The organism is uncultured Thiodictyon sp., from assembly GCF_903828115.1.
In the GTDB taxonomy this organism is placed as follows: Bacteria; Pseudomonadota; Gammaproteobacteria; order Chromatiales; family Chromatiaceae; genus Thiodictyon.
The window spans coordinates 1-8,114 of sequence record NZ_CAIKKU010000266.1 but is presented as its reverse complement, the minus strand read 5'-3'; the positions used below and the strand labels follow the sequence as shown (position 1 = coordinate 8,114).

Here is an 8,114-nt window from a genome sequence, read left to right as displayed (position 1 = left end):
TAGCGGCGCTGTCCGCCGGGGGTGCGCTCGGCCGTGATCTTGCCACTGGTCTCCCAGCGGCGCACGGTCGCGGGCGAAACCCCAAGAGCTTCCGCCGCCTCGCCTATCCTTACTTTGTACACTTTTTTGCTCATGTTTGGCAAAAATGTACAACTTTAAGCGCAACAGTTCAAGCCCCGCAGGGGCGTGACATACCAGCCCAGGGCAACGCCCTGGGTCAGTTCAAAAGCGGAACAGGTCCGTCATGGTCACTCGTACCTCGACCCCCGCCAGGGTCGCGGTGATGGCACCCTCGGCGATCGAGCGGGACTGCCGATAGCGGCGCGCGAAGCGGTCCGGGTCCTGGTACTCGTGGATGCTCTTGTGCTGCACGTCCACGATCCAGTACAGCGGCACCCCGGCCCGGGCGTATTTGGGCAGCTTGGTCTTGCGGTCGTAGTTGAGGGTCGAGTCCGAAACCTCGATCAGCAGCAACACGTCGTCCGCGCTCGGGTGGCCGGTCTGATAGAGGTCGTCGCGCGGTTTGAGCACCAGCAGGTCCGGATACAATTCGCTGCGGCGGTCCAGGGCGAGGGGACCTTGCGAGGTCACGAAGGCCCGATCGGCCAAGGTGGATGCGAAGCGCATCAGCAGGGCGCCGGTACAGCCGTTATGAGTGGGTCCAATCGGTGGCATGTCACGCATCTCCCCGTCGATGAGTTCCACCCGGTCGTTCTCGGTCAGGACGCCGGCCGCGAGCATCAGGTGAAATTGAGCGACGTTGATGCGGTGGAGCTGGGGGTGGATCTCCTGGGCTTTCATGGGGGCCTCGCGCGGTCGGGGTGGGCGGTCAGGCGCAGCTTAGCACTTGGGGCCTGGCACTGGCGCGACCGGACCGCCCGGCGGGCCGGTCGCGCAAGCCCGCCGAGTGCGGCTAGATCTGCTTGCAGGCGGCGAGCTTGACCTCGCTCTTGGTGGTCCCGGTCTGGGAGCCCTGGGCCTCCAGCTTCTTCACCACGTCCATGCCGTCGACCACCTTGCCGAAGACGACGTGTTTGCCGTCCAGGTGAGGCGTGGCGACCACGGTGATGAAGAACTGGGAGCCGTTGGTGTTGGGTCCGGCGTTGGCCATGGAGAGGGTGCCGGGGCCGGTGTGCTTGAGCTTGAAGTTCTCGTCGGCGAACTTCTCGCCGTAGATGGACTCCCCGCCGGTGCCGTTGCCGCGGGTGAAGTCGCCGCCCTGGATCATGAAGCCGGGGATGACGCGGTGGAAGGTGCTGCCGGCGTAGCTCAGGGGCTTGCCGCTCTTGCCGACCCCCTTCTCGCCGGTGCACAGGGCGCGGAAGTTCTCCGCGGTCTTAGGCACCACGTCGGCGAACAGCTCGATGGTGATGGTGCCGGCCGGCTCACCGCCGATGGTCACGTCCAGGGCCACCTTGGGGTTGGTGTCGGCCATGGCGGTCGGGGCGCCGACGGACAGGACGGCGGCGGCGAGCAGGTTGGGGGTCAGATTCATGGTCACTCCTTAAGGATGAGCGGGCGGTTTGGGTCGGTTGGAAGAATAAAGTTGGTGGCTGCCCCGGCCGCCAGGGGTCGGGCGGCCCATGATCAGGGCGAAGCCGCGCCCGATGCAAACTCCGTGTCGGCGCCGGTCAGGTCGGGCGGCGGCGGGAAGCGCTGGACCAGGCGGTCCGGCACCTCGCCGCGCTGCGCCTGATAGATGGCGCCGGACGCCAGCATGACGAGTACCATCAGCGCGATCAACATGGGGGCGATGGCCACCCGTTGCAGGGCGATGAACATCATTGCCTGCATCCCGGGCAGCTTTTGGGTGTGGGCCAGGAGCCAGCCGAGCCCGATCAGACCGGCGCCACCCAGATAGGTTGAAGATCAGGAGGTTGACCATGGTCAGCTCATGGGGTGACTTGGCCTGACGGCGCACCGCTTCGGGTATCGGGAAGAACATCGGGTATGGTTCCTTAGGAATTTTCAGAAGCGTTATCGTCTGCGGATTGTCGGTGTCGGCCGCGCGCCGGCAGCGCGGCCTGTGCGATCATGTATCCCCGCACACTCGATGCCGACCGGAGTACCCCATGACCCTGCCCGAACTCAGCCCCTCCCCCCCGCCCGAACTGACCCCCTATCCCGAGAACAGTCCGGAGGCGATGCTGCGGATCATCACGCTCTTCATCGTGTGCGACGGTGACGTCGCCGAGGGCGAGATGGAGGTCCTGGAGCGAATCGGCGTTCTGGACACCATCGGGGCGGATCGCAACCTCTTCGCCCTGGTGTTCGACGGCTATTGCGACGACCTGATTGCCCATGCCGGCACCGCGCGCTATGTGGGCCTGGCCGACACACAGTGGGTGGACGCGGTACTGGCCGGCGTCACCGACCCGGGGCTGCGCCACTACCTGGCGCAGGCCCTGCTCCTGGTCGCCCATTCCGACGGCCACTTTGCCGACGCGGAACTCACCGTCTACCGTCAGATGCTCGACCGCTGGGGGCTGGACATCGACCACTTGGTGTAGGGTAGGTATTTCTTCCTTTGCGTCTCCGTGTCTTTGTGAGAGAAATTCTTTCGCGAGCCAGGGGGCGAAGGCGCCGTACTAGCCCGCGGACGGCGGTGCCGCGGCCCCGCCGGGGCCGCCGACCTGCAGCATCTTGCGGATGGAGACCAGTGCCCGGTCGATGAAGGGGTGTTTCGGGCGCGGGATGACGCGTGCCCGGCCGTCGAGGATCTCGCGCGCCAGGTCCCGCAGGCTCTTGATCTCCGCCTGCATGCCGGAGCGGTCCACAAACATGCAGGTCGAGGTCAAGGGGCTCATCCAGGACAGCTTGATGCGCCGGGGCGCCGCCTCGGGGGTGTCGGTGAACTCGAACCAGGTGCCGAAGCGCATCTTGCGCAGACGCTCCACCATTTGCCGCTCCGGTTCCGAGAGGTCCTCGTCGCCGCTGGTGCTGGTCGCGAGCGTGGGTGGGGTGCTGGCGGCGGCGGCCTGCTCGGAGGCCTGGGACAGTGCGAACTGCGGCCTCTCCAGGGCTTGGGACTGCCAGTTCTGGGGCGCGTCCAGGAGGGTGAGCAGGGCATCGACGGTCGCGGTGTTGAAGCCGCCGCCCATGCGCGCGGCGGTGCTGACGATGGCCTCGCGCAGTTTCGGGATGCCGGCCAAGCGCGTGCGCAGGGTCTCTGCCGAGGCGCGCCGATCAAAGAGCCCGACCAGTTGCTCGGCGATCCCGATCGCTTGCTTCCAGGCGGTGCCGCGCTCTTGCTGTTCGTCGCGCAGCAGGATGAAGACCAGATGGTCGAGCCAGGTCTTGGAGAGGAAGCCGGCGACCTGAGTGGGCATCGGGAAGAGGCCGACCAGCCCCTCGATTTCGTGTGCCGCGCGCTGTTTGGCCAGGGCCAGTTTCTCGCGGCCGCGGGCGGCCTCCTGGGTGCGCTGTTCCATGGTGTCGCTGCGCCGCTGCTGTTCGGCCATCTTCTCGTCGAAGAAGCGCAGCAATTCGTCGAACAGGCCGACATCCTCGGTGAACTCCTGGAGGACCCGATCGACGATCTGCTGCATGGCGGGGAACATGCCGCGGGCCGGGTTGCCCTCTTCCACCCACAGGCTGCCGGCCTCCACCATCTGATCGAGCAGGCGCCGCGCCGGGTGGCGGCTGTCCACCAGCAGGCGGCGGTCGATCAGGGCGACCTTGAGATAGGGGGTGTGCAGGTGGCTGAGCAGGGCCTTGGCCACATTGGGCAACACCGGGTCATTGAGCATGTACTCAAACAGCATGCCGATCAGGTCGATCAGGTCCGCATCCATCGGGGAGAGCTTGTCGCGGTCGATGGTGCTCAAGACCTGCTGCCGCTCCAGGCTCAGCGCCTCCTTGACCCGGGTGACGAAGGCCGCGTCGACCTCGATGTTGGGGAACTGGGTCGCCTCGGTCACCGCGGTGGAGACTAATTCGGGCGTGTGGCTGGCCTGGAGGCTGTTGATCGCCGACAACAGTTCGTTGGTCTGGGCCTGGGCCTCCTCGGAACTTGGTCGGCTGCTGCCGACGCCGCCGGTGCCGGTGCCGGGTCTGCCGCGGCGCTGCGTGTGCTTGCTCGACATCAGCTCCAGGATGGAGTCGAACAACTCAGCACCCAGGGCCTGGGCCTCCGCCATATCGCCCCCGGCGGCCCGCTGCCCCGCCTCGCTGCCCGCCGCGCGTGGCCCCTCGGCCTCGGTGCGGTCGCGCTGCGTCTTGCGTTCCGGTGCGTCCCGCCGGGCATCCGCGCGCAGGTGCACCGGTTTGAGGTTCGGCAGGATCCCCGCGCCGATCAGGATGCTGTTGTACTCGGCATAGGTCGGGCGCGCCTTTTTGAGCAAAAACTTGTCGAACAGGGCGTAGAGGATGATCTTGACCCGGATCTGGACGTCCAGCCCCTCGATGGCGCGCCGGAAGGAGTGCACCAGGTGGTGGGGGCCGGCCGGGATCTCGAAGTCCTTGAGCTTCTTGCCGCCGTTGACGACGCTCAAGCGCTGGCTCAGGGCATACAGTTCGGGGAAGTAGCTGGCGTTGGCGCGCAGGATGAGATTTTCCGCCGCGACCGATTCCTCCATGTCGTCCGGCTCGACCAGCGACAACTCCACGCCGTGGCTGCCCGCCGAGTCCGGCAGCGGCTGCGCCGGATTGGTGGACTTGCCCAGGTTGTCGAACCCGAGATTGATTTCCTGGCGGAAGATATGCTCGATGTCGCTACGTCGCCGCGTCAGTTGGCCCATGGCCTCGAAGAAGCGGCTTTGGACCGCGTTGCTCTCGGCCCGCTCGGCGAAGTCCAGCAGGGCCGCCCCCGCGTTCTGGAACAGCTCCGTCAACTGGGCGTCGAAAAAGACCAGCACCGTGTCCCGGCATTGGTCCAGGACGGCGTGATATTGCCGTCGGTGCGTGGCGCGGGTAATGGTGTTCTCAAGCATCTTGGCTGCCGGTTGCGGGATCAGTCCTCACCGATCACCCGTTCATCGCGTGGCAGCGACAGGAGTCGTTCCGCCTCGGCCATTTGGCCCGCGAAGATGAGCCGATACGCGGCGGGGCCAGCGTCCGGGTCGGCCGCGCGCAGGGCGCGGACCTGGTCGCGCGCATCCTGGTAGCGCTCCAGGGTCGCGCGGTGCGTCAGGGTGCGGGGCGGCGTGATCTGATAGACGAAATAGGGCATGGCATCCTGATCGACAAGCTGGTCCCCGGGGCTAAGGCCGTCGGTGCGCGCCGGCGCGCCAAGCGCGCCAGGGACCGTCCGATCCTGCCCCCGGTCGGGGTCACGGTAGTCATGAAAGCGTGAGTTTATCTTAATCCTGCGCCGGAGCAATCACCGTCCGCGTTGGTGGGCGACGACCGTGGGGCGGTTGCTCACCCACTTCGGTCGACGCGGCCGCGCCCGGCCGACCTGCACACTGATGCCCATCGTACTTGGTTTTTCGTTTTTCGTAACGTACTGTTTGATAGGTCTCAACAAAAAACGAAAAACCGAAAACTCAAAACCGTTGCGGGTCGTCCGGTCGGTGCCGCCGCGCCCAGCCGACGTGCTCGCGCACCAGCGGGCTCGCATGGTCGGCGCGGGCCGCCAGGGCCGCCGTCACCGCCGGGCCGGGCGGGGCGTTGCCCAGCGCGACGGCGAGGTTGCGCAGCCAGCGCTCGTGGCCGATGCGCCGCAGCGCCGAGCCTTGCGTGCGGGCGAGGAAGGTCGCTTCATCCCAGGCGAAGAGTTCCACCAGGGTCGCCGCGCCGAGTCCGTGGCGGGCCAGAAAGGCGGGCTCGGTCGTCAGCCGGGCGAAGCGGTTCCAGGGGCAGACCAGTTGGCAGTCGTCACAGCCGTAGATGTGGTTGCCGAGCAGGGGGCGCAGGGCCTCCGGGATGGGGCCGGGGTGCTCGATGGTGAGATAGGAGATGCAGCGGCGGGCGTCGAGCCGATAGGGCGCGACGATGGCCCCGGTCGGGCAGGCGCTCAGGCAGGCCTGGCAGCGACCGCAGTGGTCCCGGGCTTGGGTATCCGGGGGCAGGGCGAGATCCGTGTAGAGCGCCCCCAGGAAAAACCAGGAGCCGGCCCGCCGGTCGATCAGATTGGTGTGCTTGCCGATCCAGCCCAGGCCCGCGTGCTGCGCCAGGGGCTTCTCCAGCACCGGGGCCGAATCCACAAAGGCGCGATGACCGAAGGGGCCGATCGCCGCCGTGATGCGCTCGGCAAGCCGTTGCAGGCGGCGGCGCAGGAGCCGGTGATAGTCGCGTCCCAGGGCATAGCGGGAGATGAGCGCGCCCGTGGGGTCGCGCAGCGCCGCGGCCATGGCCGTGCGGGCCTGCGGCAGATAGTCCATGCGCGCCATGATCACGCTGCGGGTACCGGGTACCAACTCGGCGGGCCGGGAGCGGCGGGTGCCGTGGCGCGCCATGTAGTGCATCTCGCCGTGATACCCGGCGCGCAGCCACTCCGCCAGGTGGGCCGCGGCGACGCTCAAGTCCGTCGCGGCGATGCCCAGTTGCTGGAAGCCCAGTTCCCGGCCCCAGGTCTTGATCGCCTGGGCCAGCGCGGCGCCGTCGGGACTGTCCGGGATGGCCTCAGTCATGCGTCTTGTCCGGGAACTCGCACAGGTCGGCGATGGGGCAGGCGGGGCAGCGGGGGCTGCGTGCCACGCAGACATAGCGCCCGTGCAGGATCAGCCAGTGGTGGGCGTCTTTCAGGAATTCCCGGGGGACGTGCCGCAGGAGTTTTTGCTCCACCGCCGTCGGGGTCTTGCCCGGGGCGATGCGGGTGCGGTTGCCGACCCGCAGGATATGGGTGTCAACCGCCATGGTCGGCTCGCCGAAGGCGGTGTTCAGCACCACGTTGGCGGTCTTGCGGCCCACCCCGGGCAGGGACTCCAGCGACTGGCGATCCCGCGGCACGGCCCCGCCGTGCGCGCTAACCAGCAGTTCACAGGTCTTGATCAGGTGGCGCGCCTTGCTGTTGAAGAGCCCGATGGTGCGGATCTGCGCCTTCAGCCCCTCCTCGCCCAAGTCCAGGATCGCCTGGGGGGTGTCGGCGATGGGAAAGAGCCGGGCGGTGGCCTGGTTGACGCCCTTGTCCGTCGCCTGCGCGGAGAGGATCACGGCGACCAGCAGCTCGAAGGGGCTGCGGTACTCGAGTTCCGTGGTCGGGGTCGGGTTCGCGGCGCGCAGGCGCTCGAAGATCAGGCGGCGTTTCGCATCGTTCATGGGTGGGGAGGATAGGGCGTCGGGCGCCCCGGGCCAAGCCCGCCGGCAGTTCTACAACGGCCTTGCAAAGCGCCCACATCTGGATAAAAATACAGTTATGACCGACCAACTCACTGACCGTCAACGCCTGGTTCTGGACCTGATCGAGCGTCACCTGCGCGTGACCGGGGTGCCTCCGACCCGGGCCGAGATCGCCCGCTCACTGGGGTTTCGCTCCGCCAATGCGGCAGAGGACCACCTGCGCGCCCTGGCCCGGCATGGGGCCATCGAACTCACCCGCGGGCGCTCCCGGGGCATCCGGCTGATTGCGTTCGGGGACGGGGGCGAGTCTGACGACGGGACCTTAGGGAGCTCCGGTACGGGCGGCGCTGAGGCGGGCCTGCCGGTCATCGGCCGGGTCGCCGCCGGTAGCCCGATCCTGGCCGCGGAGCATGTGGAGGACCGGCACCGGATCAGCCCGGGGCTCTTTCGCCCCCGGGCCGACTACCTGCTGCGGGTACGCGGCAGCAGTATGCGCGACGCGGGCATCCTGGACGGTGACCTGCTCGCCGTACATGCCATTGCAGAGGCGCAGAACGGCCAGATCGTGGTGGCGCGGCTCAATGACGAGGTCACGGTCAAGCGCCTGCGCCGCCAGGCCCACTGGGTCTATCGCGTCCAACTCCTGGCGGAGAACCCCGACTTCCCGCCCATCGCGGTGGACCTGCGCAAACAGGAACTGGTCATCGAGGGCATCGCCGTCGGAGTGCTGCGCCTGGGATTGGTCGCGCCGCCACGGCTGTAGTGGTGTCACACATGTGTCAGGGAGTGCTTTTCGCGTCGTTGTCGTTGTCGTTGTCGTTGTCGTAATCGTAATCGAGGTTATCGTAGCCCCGGATTCTCTCGCACCTCAAATTGCATCGCTTCTCCGATTA

The 8,114-nt window shown here is 67.4% G+C and carries 10 protein-coding genes; 2 read left to right on the top strand and 8 right to left on the bottom strand.

Annotated features, from left to right (window positions below; translation table 11 throughout):
* From QZY48_RS09955 to QZY48_RS09940, 4 genes are all read right to left on the bottom strand, one after another.
* The coding region (locus QZY48_RS09955; RefSeq protein ID WP_295430607.1) for a helix-turn-helix domain-containing protein at nucleotides 1-134 on the bottom strand (134 nt) is incomplete at its 3' end.
* An 88-nt stretch (nucleotides 135-222) separates the two neighbouring features.
* Nucleotides 223-801 carry a Uma2 family endonuclease gene (locus QZY48_RS09950; protein WP_295430603.1) on the bottom strand — a complete coding sequence of 193 codons (579 nt, stop codon included), beginning with the start codon at nucleotides 799-801 and terminating at the stop codon, nucleotides 223-225.
* Nucleotides 802-913: 112 nt separating this feature from the next.
* A complete protein-coding gene (locus tag QZY48_RS09945) occupies nucleotides 914-1,495 on the bottom strand; it encodes a peptidylprolyl isomerase (protein ID WP_366929663.1) in 582 nt (193 codons plus the stop codon).
* A gap of 92 nt (nucleotides 1,496-1,587) precedes the next feature.
* On the bottom strand, nucleotides 1,588-1,794 hold the full coding sequence (locus tag QZY48_RS09940; protein WP_295430601.1) for a hypothetical protein: 207 nt from the start codon (nucleotides 1,792-1,794) through the stop codon (nucleotides 1,588-1,590).
* A 278-nt stretch (nucleotides 1,795-2,072) separates the two neighbouring features.
* Here QZY48_RS09940 and QZY48_RS09935 point away from each other — a divergent pair, with 278 nt between their 5' ends.
* Nucleotides 2,073-2,510 carry a TerB family tellurite resistance protein gene (locus QZY48_RS09935; protein ID WP_295430599.1) on the top strand — a complete coding sequence of 146 codons (438 nt, stop codon included), beginning with the start codon at nucleotides 2,073-2,075 and terminating at the stop codon, nucleotides 2,508-2,510.
* Nucleotides 2,511-2,588: 78 nt separating this feature from the next.
* On the opposite strand, the gene QZY48_RS09930 is transcribed toward QZY48_RS09935, so the two are convergent.
* The 4 genes from QZY48_RS09930 to nth all read right to left on the bottom strand — a co-directional run bounded on the left by QZY48_RS09930 (nucleotide 2,589) and on the right by nth (nucleotide 7,200).
* Nucleotides 2,589-4,931, bottom strand: coding sequence for a DUF1631 domain-containing protein (locus QZY48_RS09930; protein ID WP_295430597.1), 2,343 nt, complete (start codon nucleotides 4,929-4,931; stop codon nucleotides 2,589-2,591).
* Nucleotides 4,932-4,951: 20 nt separating this feature from the next.
* A complete protein-coding gene (locus QZY48_RS09925; RefSeq protein WP_295430595.1) occupies nucleotides 4,952-5,170 on the bottom strand; it encodes a hypothetical protein in 219 nt (72 codons plus the stop codon).
* Nucleotides 5,171-5,486: 316 nt separating this feature from the next.
* Nucleotides 5,487-6,572: a tRNA epoxyqueuosine(34) reductase QueG gene (gene queG / locus QZY48_RS09920; protein ID WP_295430593.1), complete on the bottom strand. Its 1,086-nt coding sequence runs from the start codon at nucleotides 6,570-6,572 to the stop codon at nucleotides 5,487-5,489.
* Nucleotides 6,565-7,200, bottom strand: coding sequence for an endonuclease III (nth, locus tag QZY48_RS09915; protein WP_295430591.1), 636 nt, complete (start codon nucleotides 7,198-7,200; stop codon nucleotides 6,565-6,567). Before nth ends, queG begins: the two co-directional genes overlap by 8 nt.
* Nucleotides 7,201-7,297: 97 nt before the next feature.
* Here nth and lexA point away from each other — a divergent pair, with 97 nt between their 5' ends.
* The gene (gene lexA / locus QZY48_RS09910; protein WP_295430589.1) at nucleotides 7,298-7,984 is read left to right on the top strand and encodes a transcriptional repressor LexA; all 687 of its coding nucleotides are present in this window, start codon (nucleotides 7,298-7,300) and stop codon (nucleotides 7,982-7,984) included.
* The last annotated feature ends 130 nt before the right edge of the window (nucleotides 7,985-8,114 follow it).